At 43.4% G+C, this 18,051-nt stretch carries 18 protein-coding genes; 4 read left to right on the plus strand and 14 right to left on the minus strand.

The genetic code is table 11. The annotated features are described in order from the left end of the window. Window positions 1–136: 136 nt before the first annotated feature. Window positions 137–1,852 (plus strand): cation:proton antiporter, encoded by a 1,716-nt coding sequence (locus tag JZ787_RS08555; protein WP_004978997.1) that lies wholly within the window; start codon window positions 137–139, stop codon window positions 1,850–1,852. 56 nt (window positions 1,853–1,908) lie between these two features. Here JZ787_RS08555 and JZ787_RS08560 read toward each other — a convergent pair whose 3' ends face one another. The 6 genes from JZ787_RS08560 to JZ787_RS08585 all read right to left on the minus strand — a co-directional run bounded on the left by JZ787_RS08560 (window position 1,909) and on the right by JZ787_RS08585 (window position 6,932). Further along, window positions 1,909–2,187, minus strand: coding sequence for a hypothetical protein (locus JZ787_RS08560; RefSeq protein ID WP_004692486.1), 279 nt, complete (start codon window positions 2,185–2,187; stop codon window positions 1,909–1,911). A gap of 105 nt (window positions 2,188–2,292) precedes the next feature. Then, window positions 2,293–2,796, minus strand: a complete 504-nt coding sequence (locus JZ787_RS08565; RefSeq protein ID WP_346312119.1) for a DUF6586 family protein — start codon at window positions 2,794–2,796, stop codon at window positions 2,293–2,295. Window positions 2,797–2,871: 75 nt separating this feature from the next. Next, complete coding sequence (locus tag JZ787_RS08570; protein ID WP_228716697.1) at window positions 2,872–3,234, minus strand: ASCH domain-containing protein; 363 nt, start codon at window positions 3,232–3,234, stop codon at window positions 2,872–2,874. Between the two features lie 40 nt (window positions 3,235–3,274). Beyond that, window positions 3,275–3,535 carry an RNA-binding protein gene (locus tag JZ787_RS08575; RefSeq protein WP_004692489.1) on the minus strand — a complete coding sequence of 87 codons (261 nt, stop codon included), beginning with the start codon at window positions 3,533–3,535 and terminating at the stop codon, window positions 3,275–3,277. Between the two features lie 98 nt (window positions 3,536–3,633). Further along, on the minus strand, window positions 3,634–5,622 hold the full coding sequence (locus tag JZ787_RS08580; RefSeq protein ID WP_346312120.1) for an ATP-dependent helicase: 1,989 nt from the start codon (window positions 5,620–5,622) through the stop codon (window positions 3,634–3,636). 155 nt (window positions 5,623–5,777) lie between these two features. After that, window positions 5,778–6,932 (minus strand): glycerate kinase, encoded by a 1,155-nt coding sequence (locus JZ787_RS08585; protein ID WP_346312121.1) that lies wholly within the window; start codon window positions 6,930–6,932, stop codon window positions 5,778–5,780. A gap of 303 nt (window positions 6,933–7,235) precedes the next feature. On the opposite strand from JZ787_RS08585, the gene JZ787_RS08590 reads away from it, so the two are divergent. Then, entirely contained in the window at window positions 7,236–7,685 is a 450-nt protein-coding gene (locus tag JZ787_RS08590) for a carboxymuconolactone decarboxylase family protein (protein WP_346312122.1), read from the plus strand. An 85-nt stretch (window positions 7,686–7,770) separates the two neighbouring features. Here JZ787_RS08590 and JZ787_RS08595 read toward each other — a convergent pair whose 3' ends face one another. The 7 genes from JZ787_RS08595 to JZ787_RS08625 form a co-directional block, all read right to left on the minus strand. Then, a complete protein-coding gene (locus tag JZ787_RS08595) occupies window positions 7,771–8,340 on the minus strand; it encodes an HdeD family acid-resistance protein (protein WP_218288729.1) in 570 nt (189 codons plus the stop codon). Between the two features lie 119 nt (window positions 8,341–8,459). Next, entirely contained in the window at window positions 8,460–9,218 is a 759-nt protein-coding gene (locus JZ787_RS08600) for a hypothetical protein (RefSeq protein WP_004692504.1), read from the minus strand. A 47-nt stretch (window positions 9,219–9,265) separates the two neighbouring features. Next, window positions 9,266–9,712: an NUDIX domain-containing protein gene (locus JZ787_RS08605; protein ID WP_346312123.1), complete on the minus strand. Its 447-nt coding sequence runs from the start codon at window positions 9,710–9,712 to the stop codon at window positions 9,266–9,268. A gap of 95 nt (window positions 9,713–9,807) precedes the next feature. Continuing rightward, window positions 9,808–12,450 (minus strand): type I DNA topoisomerase, encoded by a 2,643-nt coding sequence (gene topA / locus JZ787_RS08610; protein ID WP_218288731.1) that lies wholly within the window; start codon window positions 12,448–12,450, stop codon window positions 9,808–9,810. Between the two features lie 36 nt (window positions 12,451–12,486). Beyond that, window positions 12,487–12,936 (minus strand): ammonium transporter, encoded by a 450-nt coding sequence (locus tag JZ787_RS08615; protein ID WP_004692510.1) that lies wholly within the window; start codon window positions 12,934–12,936, stop codon window positions 12,487–12,489. Between the two features lie 70 nt (window positions 12,937–13,006). Beyond that, window positions 13,007–13,996, minus strand: a complete 990-nt coding sequence (locus tag JZ787_RS08620) for a hypothetical protein (protein ID WP_346312124.1) — start codon at window positions 13,994–13,996, stop codon at window positions 13,007–13,009. 179 nt (window positions 13,997–14,175) lie between these two features. Further along, window positions 14,176–14,421: a SlyX family protein gene (locus JZ787_RS08625; protein WP_004692513.1), complete on the minus strand. Its 246-nt coding sequence runs from the start codon at window positions 14,419–14,421 to the stop codon at window positions 14,176–14,178. A 35-nt stretch (window positions 14,422–14,456) separates the two neighbouring features. Between JZ787_RS08625 and JZ787_RS08630 the strand changes: the two genes are divergently transcribed. Continuing rightward, window positions 14,457–16,352 carry an ATP-binding cassette domain-containing protein gene (locus tag JZ787_RS08630; RefSeq protein WP_218288733.1) on the plus strand — a complete coding sequence of 632 codons (1,896 nt, stop codon included), beginning with the start codon at window positions 14,457–14,459 and terminating at the stop codon, window positions 16,350–16,352. A gap of 52 nt (window positions 16,353–16,404) precedes the next feature. Here JZ787_RS08630 and JZ787_RS08635 read toward each other — a convergent pair whose 3' ends face one another. Beyond that, the gene (locus tag JZ787_RS08635) at window positions 16,405–16,746 is read right to left on the minus strand and encodes a hypothetical protein (protein ID WP_234950742.1); all 342 of its coding nucleotides are present in this window, start codon (window positions 16,744–16,746) and stop codon (window positions 16,405–16,407) included. Between the two features lie 250 nt (window positions 16,747–16,996). Here JZ787_RS08635 and JZ787_RS08640 point away from each other — a divergent pair, with 250 nt between their 5' ends. Next, entirely contained in the window at window positions 16,997–17,935 is a 939-nt protein-coding gene (locus JZ787_RS08640; RefSeq protein WP_346312125.1) for a lauroyl acyltransferase, read from the plus strand. Window positions 17,936–18,051: the final 116 nt, after the last annotated feature.

Consider the following 18,051-nt stretch of genomic DNA (forward strand, 5'->3'; position numbering starts at 1 on the left):
TTTTGGAAAAAACGACCTGCTTTAGGTCGTTTTTTTTTGCTTTTTTTTCGTTCGACTTGTTAAACTTTTAATCTCTTTTGGCACCTTTTGTGCTTTGCTTCTTTTTCACCCTTAACTTTTGCTTAAGGAGTTTTTAGTGCCTCATGACGTAGATCTCATTATATTACTTGCTGTCGGTTTTGGGCTTGCGCTCATTTTCGGCTATCTTGCCGTACGCTTACGCCTTCCCCCACTCATTGGTTATCTGATTGCGGGTATCATTATTAGTCCCAATACCCCTGGTATTGTCGCGGACATTCATCTGGCAAACCAATTGGCTGAACTTGGGGTCATGTTCCTCATGTTTGGTGTGGGCATGCATTTTTCCCTCAATGACTTATTACAAGTTCGACGTATTGCACTGCCTGGTGCTATTTTACAAATTGCTGTCGCGACCCTGCTCGGAATAGGCGTCAGTATGATCTGGGGGTGGAGTTTTGGCTCTGCCTTAGTCTTCGGCTTAAGCCTGTCTTGTGCCAGTACAGTGGTATTACTCAAAGCACTGGGAGACCGTGGTCTACTCAATTCGGTCAACGGTAAAATTGCCGTAGGCTGGCTCTTGGTCGAAGATCTGGTCATGGTCTTGGTGCTGGTACTCTTACCCGCAACAGCAGCTCTACTCGGTGGAGAAGCCCTTGCAGGCGGTGCTGATGACAACATTTGGCTTACCTTAGGCATCACCTTACTCAAAGTAGTAGGCTTCATCGCTTTTATGCTGATCATCGGGAAACGTCTTGTTCCAATGATCATGCAATTTGTTGCTCGACTTGGTTCACGTGAACTGTTTACCTTAACCGTGGTGGCTGCTGCAGTCTCAATCGCCTTTGGCGCGTACAAAATTTTCGGTGTTTCCATGGCACTGGGCGCTTTCTTTGCCGGGATGGTCGTTAAAGAGTCTGACTTTAGCCACCGCGCCGAAGAAGAAACTCTCCCTCTACGTGAAATTTTTGCCATTTTGTTCTTTGTTGCAGTGGGCATGTTATTTGACCCGCGCATCTTAGTGGAACAACCTGTGCATGTACTTGCAGTCGTTGCGATTATTATGGTCGGCAAAACCATTGCGGCCATGGCACTAGTGCTCTTTTTCCGCTACCCCATCAATACTGCCCTCACTGTCGGTGCGTCACTGGCACAGATTGGTGAGTTTTCCTTCATCTTAGCGACACTCGGGGTTTCACTTAAACTCTTGTCCTTAGAAGGGCAAAACCTAATTTTGGCAGGAGCACTCATCTCCATCACCTTAAACAGCTTTGTGTTCTCCGCAATTGAGCCTGTACAACGTTGGATTCGTGAGCGCTCACATCTAGCACGCTTACTGGAACGTAGTGGTGACCCATTGGCAATGCTGCCTGATGAAGTTTCACAAGACTACTTACGTGATCAAGTGGTAATTGTTGGACATGGTGAAGTTGGCCGTCGCATTACCAAACAATTGATGGCCGAAGACATTAAAGTGGTGATTGCGGAAGAAAACCGTGAAATTGTAGAAAACCTGCGTGAAAAAGGCATTGCGGCTGTTTCTGGGATGGCGACAGACCCTGGCGTACTGATTCAAGCCCATATTCAACATGCGCGCCTGCTGGTACTTTCCCCGATGGATATTTTAGATATTCATAAAATCGTGGATATTGCCAAAACCCTCAATCCTGAGATTCAGGTCTTAGTATGTGCGGAAAGCAAAGAAGAAGCCGAAGTGATTCGCCGCGATCAAATTGGTGAAGTTTATTTTGCAAAAGAGGAAATGGCGAAAAATATGAGCAATCATATTTTAAATCAAATTCAGATTGCACATCATCAAGCACCCACCCACTAACCAACCAACACTGGATACAAAAAACGCACTGTTCAGTGCGTTTTTTCTTATTCGGCTTAGCTGAAAAATTGTGGCTTTTCGTCCACCACTTCCGCTTGCCACTCGCCCACTTGTTTTTCAAGTAAGCCGTATAAAGCCGCTTGCACCATCTGCTGAGCAACGACTGTTGTCTGGTCGCCCAATAATGCTTTGAGCTCTTCATTAAACTGGATCGTGACTAAAGGCGCACTCTCCGAACCTGCGTTACGTAGTGCGAGCTCACCACCTTCAAGTTGAACCAATTCTAAAATGGCTTCTTGATTTCCAAATAATTCTTTCAATTGTTCTATAGACATATTTCCTCCATGTTCAACATGGTGGCAAAGGCAATTGCACTTTGCTTCGCTTAGACTTATTGATATAAGGACAAATTTTCAAACTTCAAGCGTTGGTCATCGCTTTTAGAATTCAACCATCTCATTCCGAAAGCCATCGATCAACGCCGTTAAGTCTCGATGCCACTCGCGTAAAATTTTGGTATCGGGTAACCATGCCTGAGGGGTTTGAGTCACTTTAATGATCAAATTGGATGAAGTTTCTGACTCAGGTTCAGGTATACTCGGCTCTGGCGCATACTGACACAAGCGATAAGCACGTTTTAACTCGGCAATGAAACCTTCTTTCGAGAGTTGTTGCATTACAGTCACTTCAGGCGAGACTTGGCCCTTAGCTGCCATATGCTCCTCTATGGACTTCAAGGTCGGGGTAAAGTCATTTAAGCGGTAGTAACGGACCAACTCTTGTAGAAACGCAAGCACCGCGCCATGCAAGTGAAACACAGCAGCCTCACGGTAAGCCTGAGCTTGTTGCACATGATCAATTTGTTCTGCTTGTTGACATGAAAGTCGAGCAAAGTAGAGTTTTTGGTTAGTGCGATCAGCATGGTAACGGGCAACACGAGTCATGAAGGGTGTTCCTAAGTTTTGGCGTTTATAACAATTCTAAGAGTAATCTTTCTATACAGCAGTGCATAATAAAAATTATGCATGATCTATTTCAATAAAATAAATCTTTCTTTTTGCTATGACAGGCATCGAAATATGGATTGGACGCACATTTGTGAGTACCCAAGCCCAATATCCCTCTTCCCAATATGATGCCATCGCCGAATCAAGCTCATCTTCTCTCCATGAGTGAATCGACTCAACATCAACCATAGCAACAGCATACCCCAACTCTTCATCGTCCTCGTGGGTTAAATAGTGCTTATTTTCCACAATAATCAAATCTTTGAGTGGCCATTGCTCTGGTCGCCAAGAACGGATCTCTAAGGTTTTATTTCCTTGAGAAATTTGTCGTCCCATCGGCGCAACAATCGATAAAGCTGGATAGATTTTTTTCATTTTATCCCATAAAAAAGGAGCATCCATTGCTCCTTTTTACTTATGCTTCTGGCTTCTCAGGTTTATCTTCCGCCTGTTTGACGCGAATACCAGTACCATGCAAACGTAGTGTATTAAGCCCTTTAATAGCTTTAATCGCTTCACGTGCGTGTGGCATTTCAACAAATGCAAAACCTTTCGATTTACCTGTTGCTGCATCAAGGATTAAATTACATGATGCAACTGTGCCATATTGCTTAAATAATTCAAGCAGTTCAGCTTCGGCCACTGTACGCTCTAAATTACGAACTAAAATTTTCATCTTACAACCTTCAAAAATAGGCAAAATCATCAAAAAGCAATCGCCTACGCTACTTTCTGAACATTGCACAACAAATACCACAATGTAATCTGTTTAGTTTAATCGAGATTAATCCCAAAATCTAAATTAATCGATTGACGCTCAATTAAAGCACTCTTTACGGTTTGCTGACGAGGCTTATGATGGGTTTCCATGCTACACAAATTTCGCGTCAGATCATTCAAAAAGTAGCTTTCGACTTTGCGCCCTTGCTCATCAATCACGTCTCGCGCCCACAGACTTAAATTTTGCTTGGTTAAAATCAATTCATTCTGCGCACGGGTCAGTGCCACATACAAGACCCGACGCTCTTCTTCGACATCATTAAAATTACCTTGGGCACGTGCATGTGGATATTGCCCTGGGGTGACATTGACGACATAACAGACTTTTTGCTCTGTACCTTTGGCCGAGTGAATGGTAATCAGGGTGACGACATCACTATCGGACTGGCGTTCGATTTCAGAAATCGACACAGGATCAAGCACATATTCCTCTAGGAACTCACTCAACTGGGTATGTTTAGACGCCAATTGTTTGACCAGCTCAAAGTCCCCTTGGCGGCGGTTCCAGTCTTTTTTATAATTTTCCGCCAATTGTGCTTCAATCGCCTGAACACCCAAACTGACACAAGCCTGTACTTCCTGTTTCAGTACCGTCATTTGCTTCATGATCAACACAGTTTCAGCTGGAATCCGCCCAAATTTCTCTAATTTATCAAAGATTAGATCAAACTCAGGCTCCAGTAAAAGTTGCTGAGCGAGACGACTTGCACCCACATCTCCCACCCCATTCCACAGAGTGAGAAAACGCATCCATGCAATATCATCTAGAGGATTGGCAATCACGCGCAGCAAGCTCAGTAAATCTTTCACATGCGCGGTTTCAAGCAGTTTCATGCCCCCAATAAATCGATAGGGGACATTGGCTGCAATACACGCCGCCTCAATATGCCGTGCTGCAAAGCTAGAACGCACCAAGACCATATGATCCGACCAGCGCTGTCCTTGTAAGTAGTGGCGCTCTTTAATGTCGATCGCGATCCATTTTGCTTCATCAAACTCATTTGGGAAAATGTGCATGCGAGGCTTCACGCCCTCCCCCCGATAGGCATCTAGGCGTTTGTTATATTGAATCTCAGATTGATCGAGCAGCCAATTTGAAAGGTCTAAAATTTCTTGGGTTGAACGATAGTTTTGCTCCAATTTAAACACCTGAGCATTCGGCACACGGTCTTTAAAATGGTGAATATTTTCAAAATCTGCCCCACGGAAACCATAAATCGACTGTGCATCATCACCGACACAGAACAGGCTCACTTTGTCTTTAAGGGGCTCAAGCAAGGCCCACTGCAAAGGATTGGTATCCTGCATTTCATCAACCAACATGTGTTTGCAGAGCGATGCCACATAGTCGGCTAAACCTTCTGACTGGTCGAGTGCTGAGGCCACGATCGCCAAAATATCGTCATAATCTAAAAAACTACGCACACGTTTTCGTGTCTCGTACTCTTTCATGATTTCCGCCATTTGATCTTTAAAAGCCAAATGCTCAGGATGCTGTTTTTCTAAGGCATCACTCAACTTCTGACGCGTATTTCGTGCAAAAGAATACAGATCACAGAGTTCTTGCGGTTTAGGCAGCTGATTGGGATTTTTCTTGTCATCTTTCCCACGAATCAGGCGGAACATCATCAGCTGATCATCACGATCAATAATTGAAAACTGCTCTAAACCAAAGGCTTTCGATACACGGCGCAGCAGATACATACAAAAAGTATGAAAAGTAGAAGCACGCAACCCTTTTGCCTGCTCACCTAAAGCCAGCTCCACTCGCGCCACAATCTCGCTGGCTGAACGACGGGTAAAGGTTAAAATCTGAATTTGGTTGGCAGGAATCCCTTGATCAATTAGGTACGCCGCTCGTGCCACAATGGTTTTCGTCTTGCCACAGCCAGCCCCTGCGAGCACCAGACTGTGTTGCGACTCAGTCGTGGCAGCTTGTTTTTGTTGTGGGTTTAATTCATCAATTAGGCTGGCTAAACTCATAATCACTCATCAATTCGTGGATGCTGCTAGTCTAACAAATCTATGACATCAATATGAGGCTGCAGCAACGATTATCCATTTCTATCTAAAATACACCTTCAAATCTGGGGCTAAGACCTTATGCTCGAACCACTTACTGCCTCAAATATTTAAAATTAAGCTTGCTCAGTATGATTTAAAAGCAAAAGTCGAGTGATGTCCTCACAGCTGTTTTGCAAATTCTGCTCTGCGTTTTTCAATGCTGTTGCTAAATCACAGTCAGGTTCATTGATCGAAACAATTTGACTAAACCCTTCATCAAATAATGCCTCAACATCCTCTCCGACACGTCCAGCAAAAGCAATCACTGGTTTATTCAACTGCTTGGCTAACTGAGCCACTGCCCACGGCGTTTTGCCAAACTTGGTTTGGAAGTCAATACTTCCTTCACCAGTAAAGACATAATCGGCTTGCTTTATTTTCTCCGCCAGTTGAGTTTGCTCAATCACCCACTTCGCGCCAGACTGAAGCTGAGCGCCTGTAAAGGCCATTAGACCAAAACCTAGCCCTCCTGCGGCGCCTGCCCCCGCAATATTACGTACCTGTAGATTAAGCTGTGTTTCCACCACATCCGCAAAGTGACTCAAGTTTTGATCCAACTGCTCAACCATCTCTGCGCTCGCCCCTTTTTGCGGGCCAAACACATGCGACGCACCCTGTGCTCCACACAGCGGATTAGTGACATCGGAGGCAATCAAAACTTGAACCCCGGGCAAGCGTGGGTCTAAAGCCTGCATATCGATCTGTTCAATATCTCGTAAATGACCACCACCAACGGGCACGTCCCGCCCTTGTGCATTTAAAAAGCGTACTCCAAGCGCCTGTGCCATACCACTACCTGCATCATTAGTGACACTGCCTCCAAGAGCCAAAATGATTTTGGACACGCCTAGATCCAAGGCATGCCGAATCATTTCGCCTGTCCCCAAAGTCGTAGTCAGCAGTGGATTGCGTTGCGTAGGCTCAAGCAGATGAATACCATTGGCTTTGGCCATTTCAATAACAGCCGTTTGCCCACCTTCAAATAAGCCCCAATACGTTTTAACTCGTTGTGATGGCAATGGCCCTGTTACCTCACATTCGACTTTTTGGCCTGCTAAAGATGCTAATAAAGCATCGACTGTGCCTTCGCCGCCATCGGCCATAGGCACATGTATACATACAGCATCAGGGATTATGTTTTGAATTCCACGCTGCATCGCCACACAGGCCTGTTCTGCTGTCATACTTTCTTTAAAAGAATCAGGCGCTAAAATAAAAGTTTTCATCATCCATCATTTTTTAGAAAATTTAATTTATTAATAACACGATTTATAAATTTCCCGCCCGCATTTTTCTCTTTTCATTGTCCTTGGCACAGTTCGTTGTGATTGAAACTGAATACATCTCGATAAAGAAAAAATAGCCTCAATAATTTTTTAATTTTAGCCATCTCTGAATTTTACTGTACGCATCACCAAAACGACCACCATAGTTCATTTGGTTTTAATGCATAAATTAAACAAAGTGCGAATCAATTAGCCGATAAAATCATCATTAAACATTCAACGCTCTTTAAAAAAAATAGGTGATGTATGCAACGTATCAACTTGGGAAAAGCCGCACCTGAACTGTATAAAACAGTATTAGAACTCGAAAACTTATCCATGCAAAAAATCCAACAAGCAGGTCTTGAGATTGGGTTTTCACACTTGCTGAAACTGAGAGCCTCACAGATTAACCAATGTGCATTCTGTGTGCGTATGCATACACAAGATGCCATAAAAGCAGGTGAATCAATGGAACGAATTGCCCTCATCAGTGCATGGCAAGAAAGTGGATATTTTTCCGAAAAAGAACGCGCTGCGCTAATTTTAATTGAAGAAATTACACTCATTGCCCAGCAGCATTTCCCCGATTCGGCGTATCAAAAGGTAACAAAAACATTATCCGATGCAGAAGTTGCTGCTATTGAATGGATCGCGATTGTGATTAACACGTGGAATCGTATTGCGATTTCAAGTCAATATGCCGTCAATCCGTAAACCTGCCATTCAGCTTTGCACATGATATAAACCGCACGAAAAAAGGGAGCCTGCATGAGGCTCCCTTTTATTTTTTAATCATGCTTTATTCAGATTGGCTTGCTGGTGGAATCTGCTTAATGGCTGCCGCTAGAGTCAGATAATTAATCCCTTGGAATAAAATATCAAAAGCAAGGAATAAGCCCAGCACCCAAAATGGGGCATCTGGTGTGGTTAAAATCATAATGCCTGCCAGAAGAGTTAAAACACCAGAAAAAAGTGTCCAACCCCAACCTTGGAATGCTCGAAATAAGATTGCATTAAAGATACGAATGACCCCTGCAATAATCAAGAAAACCGCTAAAACACTGGTCAAGACAATGGCTGTTTTCACAGGTGTAGTAAATGCGTAATAGCCCGCAACCAAATACAATACACCAAACAAAGCCCATAGCCAGCGGAAGCCACCCTCAAAAATCTTAAAGGCTGCGATGAAGTGTAGAACACCTCCTATCATCATGAGCACGCCAAAGATAAACACCACAGATAAGGTGGCAAAAGGCAAAGCGGCTAAAAGGATGAAACCAAACAACACCAATAAAATTCCTAAACCCAAATACCATTTACGATTTTCATGGAGTTGATGGCGAACTAAATCATTACCGACTGTTTTCATCTTCTTCTCAAGTTTGATTTTCGTTCACTTAGTTTTAACATGTTTTGCATCGAACTTGTAGGTTTGAGTTTATCCACACAATCAATCCATGCTGTGGATAAACTCAGCATTATCCACAGTTATTTTTTCCACCCAATTTCAATCGCAGTGATCTCATTCACCAATGTTTCATCAATCGACTCAGGCATTTTACTCTGTGTTTGTGAGGTTGGAATGTGCCCGGCCATTAATTCAGCTTTGGCTTGAGGGAACAGCGGTTGTTGATTTGGATATGCATAGCCCGCAGGATACATCGGCTGTCCTGTGGCTAAGTCGTATTTATCACTGGCACCGAAGGCATGTAAAAGCTCATGCGCAAGAACGACTTTGTTTTGCTCGGTTTGCTTGGTCGAAGCAAATAAATTCACCGAACCAATGCGACCTTTTTGCAAAGCTGTCGAGTGTTTCAGCTCTTTAGTCAGTGCTGGGTCATAATAGTTCAAATACAAAGTAACAGTTGGTGCACCATCTGAACCTTGATGGTTTTTCCATGCATAATAACGGAACTTTAAACTCCACAAGACCGTATCCAATAAGCTTGCCTGCTCAGGCACTTTCGGCGGTAGCTGTTTAAGTTCGCGCCCAAGTTGGAAATAAATCGCAATCGGTTGGCCGCGATATGTCGCAGACATCTGCTCTAAATAACCTTGTACCCCTTTTAAGTTCGCAGGCGTCAATTGCTGTATATATTGCTGAGTTGTGCCTTGCCCATCTGCATTAACTGGATGTAGTAATACAATAATGGGCTTACTCCAATCTTGGTTCTGATCCCGATAAGCATTCAAAGCAACCACCAATAAAATCAGCAGCAAGATTAAAATACGAAGTTTTTTCCACATCTTTGATCCCCAATTTTTAATAATTTTTTATCACAATGATCAGCACATTACGTAATTTCTAAATGTATTATAGGTTGTTGTAATACAAAGTTTTCCCAAATAAAGTCGTATAATTTTCTTTGATTTGAAAATATAGCCAAAGTTTTAGCTTCAGATAAGCTGCACCACCGATATTCAGTATGCTCATGATTCAATAGAACAGATTGGTTTTCAGCACAGAAGCCAACAAATGCGGGAATCATTTCAATCACATTCAAGCTTGGCTCATAAAACTGCTCGATGTAATCTGCACTAAATAAACGTTGAGGCTGAATGGCTGTTTCTTCTTTGATTTCGCGAAGTATCGCTTGGCTGGCGGTCTCATTTTCTTCAACTTTTCCTGCAACATGGCACCAATAATCACCTTTAATACGTTTCATCAATAACAGTTTAATTTCACTCTCAATTTTTGACAGTAAAACTGCGGATACAACAACAGAGCGAATAGGAATCATACATTAACCAGAATCTTTTTTATTTATAGCTGTGCATCATATAAAAAATGCCCACCAAAGTGAGCATTTCTTGATTATTTCTAAGCAATTAGAACTTAAGCTTCAACCCATTTTCCATCATTGAATACCAATGACCACTTGGTTTGCTTACCTTCAGGCGTTTCAGAACCAATATATTGCGCTTGATTCTTACGGCTAAATTTCACCAAAGTTGGATTCCCTTCAGGGTCAACATCAGGTGCTTGCAAAATAAACTGATACTTCGGATCAAGCTGATCGGCAACACTACGAAGTTCCGAAACTTTTGGTGCACGTGTTTCACGTACTTTCGGGAACTTACTTGCCGCCAAGAATAAACCAGCCGCCCCATCACGTAATACAAAAAAGTCATCATGCTTAGTTGAACGTAAATGTTCCATCTTAATCGGGTCGACACGCGGAGGTGCAGGCTGACCACTTTTTAAGACTTTACGTGTGTTATCACAGCTTGAGCAAGCAAAATAAGGTCCAAAACGACCCGTCTTCAGCTGCATTTCCCCATCACACTTATCACATGGAATGGTTGGACCATCATAACCTTTGATTTTGAACTCACCTTCTTCAAGTTCAAAACCAGCACAGTCTGGGTTATTACCACAGACATGTAGTTTACGACCACCATCGATCACATAACTGTCCATCGCAGTTTCACAGATTGGACAGCGTTTTTTCGACATCAAATCTGCTGTTTCTGCTGCGTCATCATCAGAAAGTGCGGCAAGTGATTCAACTGGCGTTAAGTTCAACGTGCCTTTACAACGCTCTTTCGGCGGTAAGTTATAGCCAGAGCACCCTAAGAAGACACCTGTGGTTCCCGTACGAATCTGCATTGGACGGTCACATTCTTTACAGTGAACCGCTTCCACCTCTACAGGTTGATTGCGGCGCATACCGCCTTCACCTTGCGCATTGGTCAGACGTTTTTTAAAGTCGCCGTAGAAGCTGTCGAGCAACTCCTTCCAGTTGCGTTCGCCATCAGCCACTTTATCGAGCTGACCTTCTAAGTCCGCGGTAAAGTCATAGTTCATGAGGTTATTGAAACTTTCATCTAAACGATCAGTAACAATCTCACCCATTTTTTCAGCAAATAGACGACGGTTTTCCAGTTTGACATAACCACGGTCTTGAATGGTCGAGATAATCGCCGCATAGGTCGATGGTCGACCAATGCCCTTTTTCTCAAGCTCTTTCACCAATGACGCTTCAGTAAAACGTGCAGGTGGCTTGGTAAAGTGTTGCGATGGATCTAATTTTTCAAGCTTCAGGATTTCACCGACTTTGACCGCAGGCAATAACACATCATCGTCCGACTTGTTTTGACCACGGACTTTAGTGAAACCGTCAAAGACTAAGGTGCGACCTTTGGCTTTAAGCTCAACACCGTTGGCATCCACTAAAATAGTAGATGACAAGTATTCTGCTGGTGTCATTTGACACGCGACGAATTGACGCCAGATCAAATCATACAAACGTTGTGCATCACGTTCCACCCCAACCAAGCTGTCGCCTTTTAACGCCACATTCGATGGACGAATCGCTTCGTGGGCTTCTTGTGCACCCGCTTTGTTACCATAGCGGTTCGGCTTAGCAGGCAGATACTTCGTACCAAACTCGGTCTCAATATGATGACGCACCATATTCACCGCATCGTCACTCAAAAAGGTCGAGTCGGTACGCATATAGGTAATAAAACCCGCTTCATACAAACGCTGCGCCAACATCATGGTTTTCTTCACAGAGAAACCCAAACGTGTACTGGCTGCTTGTTGTAAAGTCGAGGTGATATACGGCGCGCTCGGATTCACCTTGGTCGGTTTATCTTCACGTGCTGAAACTTTGTAATCTGCGTCTTTAATGAGCTTCAATAAAGCATCGGTATCGGCTTTATTGCGTAGCTTTAAGGCTTTACCTGCTTGTTTGACGGCTTCTAAACGAATCTCATCGGTCTGTGACTTAGTGTCTGCAAAAACTTGCCAATATTCTTCGGGAATAAACGCACGAATTTCACGCTCACGCTCAACCACCAGTTTAACTGCGACAGACTGAACACGACCTGCCGATAAACCACGGGCAATTTTTTCCCAAAGTAAGGGCGAAATCATAAAGCCAACAACACGGTCTAAAAAGCGGCGTGCTTGTTGCGCATTAACTTTATCGATATCAAGGCGTGCTGGATGCTTGAATGCATCTTGGATGGCATTTTTGGTAATTTCGTTGAATACCACACGTTGATAACGTGAGTCATCGCCACCAATCACTTCTTTTAAATGCCAAGCAATCGCTTCTCCTTCACGGTCCAAGTCCGTTGCGAGATAGACCTCGTCAACTTGCGAAGCAAGCTTTTTCAGTTCAGCAACCACATGCTCTTTGCCTGGAAGCACTTCATAATGTGCTTTCCAGTCATGCTCAGGATCAACCCCCATACGATTGACCAGTGCATTTTGTGCTTTTTCAGCTTTCTGAGCATCGGTCAGTTTGGTTCGTGTTGCTGGCTTCTTTTCTGCAGTCTTACTGGAACCACCTGTAGGTAAATCACGCACGTGACCCACAGACGACTTCACAATGTAATTCGAGCCTAAATATTTATTGATTGTTTTCGCTTTTGCAGGCGACTCCACAATCACTAAAGCACGCTTTTTCCCAGCCTCAGGAGAATCTGCTGTAGTACTTTTGGATGTGGACCGAGGAGCTTTCGCCATATTAACCGTTAATCCTGTTTCAATGGGTCTGTAAAATTAAAGTTCAGCCAAAGACTGTAAATATGCTTTCATGGCATCTAACTGGGTTGCTCTTAAGTCAGAATGCTCATCCCAATAGAGTCCCACGCAGTTTGCTTGCATATCAATAGCATAAATACCCTTTAATTCAATGGGTAAATGTTTAAACTTGTCATCACCTGTAATGAGCTCAAGCTGCTGATCAACAACGCGAGCGCGCATTAAAGGTAGGCGTGCTTCTGGAATCAGGACACTGTAGTACGCCACCATGCTGGCACGGTTTTCCGAAGCCATTGGTATTTTCGTCCAGTCAGGTGCTGCGACTAAACGTGGGTGTAAACCCATCTTGCGCGCTTTATCACGCATTTCACCCAAAGCTTTCTCTCTTGGACTTACACGAAGTCCAAAAATCGAGCCGAGGATGAATAAGATGATAAATCCGACAACCCAAATTCCAGTATTTTCCATAGCACAACCTTTTTATTCCTTTATTAGAGTTGCATAAGCACAATATAAAACGCAAGTTTGAACGATAAAATTAATTTAAGAACATTTCATGACTATATAGAACTTCATGTCCATTCCAGTAAATATAGCCTTTATCGAGTAACTCTTTCAGCAACATACGCACATCTGACTTCGGAAACATTTGCTCAAGCAAATCACGGAGTGCATAGATATCTTTGGGTTTATTGGTTTTTAACTCGCGCAGTTTTCGTGCGACCTCAAGCTGTACAGGGTCAATCTGTACAAAGTTTTTAAACAGTTCTTGTTGCGCGGACTTCATATCTACAGTTGGTTCAAGCACACCTACCATACCGTCTTGTTGCAGTTGCTGTAGCGCTTGCTGCATGCTTTGCGGCTGTGTAATTGGGTCTTGTTCATCTAAATTCAGTGCCAACCACTGCTTCAACACTTTTTTACGAAAGCGAATTTGCTCATCATAGCGTTTGATGATTTTGAGATTAATCAACATCCCCACCACCCGCTGCGTCTTTTCAGGTACGAGTTGCAAAATATTACTTATTGAATTTTTTAGACCGTCCATTGTGCTCGGCTTACCTGACATTTTCCCCAAAGCATCGCAATATTTTTTGACCATTTTTAAATAAGGCTGATTTTTGATGCTGTCTAAACTGGGAAGATGACGTTGACTGGGTACAGCTTCAGACTGAATGAGGATCAAATTGCTCTGAATATCCGAAGATTGCATTAAGTCCAAAAGTATTTCTGCTGTATTGACCGCAGAGATAATTTCAACCTGCGTCTCTGGCTCAAGTAAAGCCATTAACTGCCCGACCACCACGGCATATTCGAACTCTTTTTGCTCGGCTTTGGGCGTGTCTAAAATTACCACTTGACCACTGCTGATCCAAGCAGCCAGTTCCGTTAAATCTTGCAATGCATACTCAAATTGACCTTGGCAATGAAACAAATACAAAGTCGGATAATGCTCCACAATCTCGCGCAACAATTTGGCAGTCGGAACATTATTTTCAAGGTCAAGAAGAACAACTTTTTGAGTCATAGGACAGTTTTTATGGGACGCACCAGAAAGCGGGTATTAGAGTAGGAACTGCATCAAAGGTCAAATGATTTCGCCAGTCAAATTGGGCTTTAAGTTGGGTAAAACAAAAAAAGAGACAAGACCCTGTAATATCCACAACCCACATCACAGCTTTTTTTAGCCCCAGACAGCAAATAAACTTAATAATGTGGCGGACGATCAGCCATCGGATCAAATGTCGCAATTCCATCGGACAAATCTGAAGATTCAACACGTTGATACAAAATTTGCATTTGTTTTTTTAAATCAGCAATTTCCAGTCCTTGAATCACCAATTGTTCATTGAGTTGTTCAACTAAATCATCTAAAAATGCAATTCGGACTTGCAAATCTTCAATGGGTGCGGACAATGGCGCTTGATTATCAATATTTTGTTGTTTAGACACTTCAAGTCCTCATTTGAGATTTTTCAGGAAACATTATGGCCTATATTACTTTAAGGGATGTCCAACTTGCGTTTGGTGGACCTGCCTTGCTCGACGGCGCGAACTTTTCATTAGAGCGCGGTGAACGAGTGTGTTTAATTGGTCGTAATGGTGAAGGTAAGTCTACTTTACTTAAACTGATCGAGGGAAGTTTATTACCCGATTCTGGCGAAGTTTCTCTGCAAAATGGCATTACCATTTCAATGTTGGCGCAAGACGTGCCGATGGACTCGGGCAAAGTGGCAGATATTGTGGCAGACGGTGCAGGTGAAGCCGCAGATGTGCTCAGAGCCTATCATGAAGCCAGTGATGCTTGTGTACTTGGAGACATGGAAGCATGTGACCGCATGGGTAACCTACAACACAAACTAGATCAGTTGGATGGCTGGGCTTTAGAAACCAAAGTCAATTCTATTTTAAGTAAAATGGGCCTAGACCCAGATGCCGATTTGGCCGATTTATCGGGTGGTCGTAAGCGTCGTGTGCTGCTTGCTCGTGCGCTTCTTACCCAACCCGATGTGCTATTACTGGACGAACCAACCAACCATTTGGACGTTGAAAGTATTGAATGGCTCGAAAAGTTTTTACTTGATCAAAATAATTTAACTTTACTGTTCATCTCGCATGACCGTTCATTTGTGGACAGCATTGCAACACGAATTGTTGAACTCGACCGCGGCACCCTACGCAGCTATGAAGGTAACTACTCACGTTACCTTGAGCTGAAAGCACAGCAAATGGAAGCCGAAGAAAAGCAGAATGCACTGTTCGACAAACGCTTGGCTGAAGAAGAAGTGTGGATTCGCCAAGGCATTAAAGCGCGTCGTACGCGTAACGAAGGTCGTGTACGTGCCTTAAAAGAACTACGTGAACAATCAAAAGCGCGTCGCTCACAGCAAGGCAAAGTCAGCATGGCAACGCAAGATGCGAGCCGTTCAGGTAAAGTGGTCTTTGAAATTGATAACTTAAGCGTTCGCTTTGGTCATGATGCGCCGATCATCAAAGACTTCTCCGCATTGGTGTTACGTGGTGACCGTATTGGTCTTGTTGGTGACAACGGTGTCGGTAAAACCACCCTCATTAAAGCCATTTTAGGCGAACAAGAACATACGGGTACGGTAAAAACTGGCACACAATTAGAAGTGGCTTACTTTGACCAATTACGTAATGCTCTCGACCTTGAAAAATCTGTCAAAGATAACGTGTCAGAGGGTTCTGACCATGTCGATGTGAACGGTAACCGTCGCCACATTTACAGCTATTTGCAAGATTTCTTGTTCTCACCAGAACGTGCGCGTACACCAGTCAAAGCCCTTTCAGGCGGTGAGCGTAACCGTATTCTTTTAGCCAAGTTACTACTTAAGCCATCTAACTTAATCGTGATGGACGAACCCACCAATGACTTGGATATGGTGACACTAGAGCTGCTAGAAGAAATGTTGTCCGACTACAAAGGCACTTTACTGCTTATTTCGCATGACCGTGCCTTTATGGATAACGTGGTCACCTCAACTTGGGTGTTCGATGGTAAAGGCAATATCGATGAATACATCGGTGGTTACCAAGATTACTTACAACAGCGACCAGACCAAACTGCGGTTGATCAAAAAAGTGCTGTGAAAAAAGCAGCGGCGAAAGCTGAAGCGAACGCAGCACCTGCTAAAAAAGTCAAACTCAGCTATAAAGATCAACGTGCGCTTGAACAACTGCCTGCCGAAATGGAAGCACTGGAAAAAGAGCAAGCGGAAATCAATGCCTTACTTGCAGATGGTTCACTATTTATTTCAGATGCAGACAAGGCTATGACGTTGTCGAATCGTTTGACTGAAATTGATGAGCTATTGCTGGAAAAACTGGAACGTTGGGAAGAACTGGAAAATTTAACCAAATAATTTTTCGTAAGCTCCATAAAAAAACTCCGCACAATGTGGAGTTTTTTTATATTTAACGCGGCTGACGATGCCCACCACCGCCAGGATGTATGCCAGCACCTCCACCTGGATGTCCGCCAGGATGAATTCCACCACCACCTGAATGACTACCTCCTGGATTCAACCCACCTCCACCAGGCTGCCCTCCTCCTGGATGGATATGATCAGGATGTTGCCCCCCTGGATGTCCATCGCCATGACCATTAGGTGGTGGCCGATGGTCTTCTAGTGGAAATGGTTCATACCCTGTCCAACCAAACCCGTGATAATAATGATTATAATCATCATATGGACTATAGACACAGCCCGTTAAAACAATGAACAGCACACCGCAACTACTGATGTTTTTTAGCATTTTTATCTCCCTCTTCTTAATCTTTCTTCTTAGTATTGTGAATTTCACCCAAATTAAAACAAAACAAATGTTGCGAGATATTTAGACCATGTTCTCCACTGGGCATGAATACAGTTTCACCCACCTCATAAAAACCATCACAACTTGATATGAGAAGGTCCTGTACAACAGGTTCATTGCGAAGATTGCATCTTCATTCTTGCTTCATGCTAAACTCGAAACATTCTTTTTTCAGCCTTTATCGCAATTTATGAGTTCGAAGCCAGACTATCAACCCGGTGAATTTCAGTGGTCTTTTCTACATCCCAAATATTGGGGCGTTTGGATTGCTATCGTCTTTCTCATGATATTGGCGATTCTTCCATGGGCAATTCAACACCGACTGGCCACCCTCTTAGGTAACCTCAGCTTTAAATATTTGAAGTCGCGGCGTAAAACCACCATTCGTAATCTGGAAGTGTGTTTCCCTGAATGGTCGGCCCAAGAAGTCCTTGAAAATGCCCGTTTAGTTTTTGTCGATCAAATGTTGGGGGTTTTTGAAACGCTGAATGCGTGGTATAGCCCAAAGTGGTTTACTGGCCGTGTCAGTATTGAAGGTTTAGAACATATTCAAAAAGCACAAGCAGAAGGTAAAGGTGCACTGCTTTTAGGAACCCACTCTACTTTGCTCGATGCGGGTGGTTATCTATGCGCGCAGTATTTTGAACCAGATGTGGTGTATCGCCCACAAAACAATCCACTGCTGGATATGCTCATCTACCGCTGCCGCGCCACCATTTATGCACATCAAATTGATCATGATGACATGCGTGGTTTAGTCCGTAACTTAAAAAATGGCCATGCCATTTGGTATAGTCCAGATCAAGACTTTGGTTTAAAACAAGGTGTTATGGCGCCATTTTTTGGCGTTCCCGCAGCGACAGTTACAGCACACCGTCGTTTATTGAAAATGACCAAAGCCGCTGCCATTCCTCTGTATTTTTATCGTGATGGTGATATTAAAAACCCACAATACAAAGTGTTGATTGAACCTGCGGTGGAAAACTTACCCAGTGAAGATGAAGTCGATGATGCGACACGAGTGAATCAAATTATTGAAAATCAACTCCGTATTGCTCCGACTCAATATATGTGGTTCCACCGTCGCTTTAAAACTCGCCCTGCAGGCTATGACAAGATTTATTCTTAACAAAAAAAGGGCTGATTAAAAAAGTAGAACCCGAGTTCTGCGTCCTGCAAAACTCGGGTACATGAGGTTGTGCTTTCAACGTTATTCTTGTTTTATTCGGTGGCATTCCATACCTA

The organism is Acinetobacter sp. BWR-L5 (genome assembly GCF_039655985.1).
GTDB classification, from domain to species: Bacteria; Pseudomonadota; Gammaproteobacteria; order Pseudomonadales; family Moraxellaceae; genus Acinetobacter; species Acinetobacter johnsonii.